Origin of the sequence: Thalassomonas sp. M1454, assembly GCF_007097525.1 — a bacterium.
Classification (GTDB): domain Bacteria; phylum Pseudomonadota; class Gammaproteobacteria; order Enterobacterales; family Alteromonadaceae; genus Thalassotalea_A.
This window is the reverse complement of record NZ_VKDD01000021.1, coordinates 1-431: the sequence shown is the minus strand read 5'-3', so window position 1 is coordinate 431 and position 431 is coordinate 1. Positions and strand designations below refer to the sequence as shown.

Genomic DNA, 431 nt, shown 5'->3' with positions numbered 1-431 from the left:
GTATTTAGCCTTGGAGGATGGTCCCCCCATATTCAGTCAAGATTTCTCGTGTCCCGACCTACTCGATTTCACGGTAAGTTTATTTTCGTGTACGGGGCTATCACCCTGTATCGCTGAGCTTTCCAGCTCATTCCACTAATTTACAAACCGCTTAAGGGCTAATTCCCGTTCGCTCGCCGCTACTAAGGAAATCTCGGTTGATTTCTTTTCCTCGGGGTACTTAGATGTTTCAGTTCTCCCGGTTCGCCTCCTAACGCTATGTATTCACGTTAGGATACCTGCCTTACGACAGGTGGGTTCCCCCATTCGGACATCTGAGCCTATAACGGTTTTTATCACCTTAACTCAGCTTTTCGCAGATTAACACGTCCTTCATCGCCTCTAACTGCCAAGGCATCCACCACATACGCTTAGTCACTTAACCATACAAC

1 rRNA gene is annotated in these 431 nt (G+C 47.3%); it reads right to left on the bottom strand.

Annotated elements, in window-relative coordinates:
• Positions 1-424 (bottom strand): 23S ribosomal RNA (locus FNN08_RS16245); the annotation flags it as partial.
• Positions 425-431: the final 7 nt, after the last annotated feature.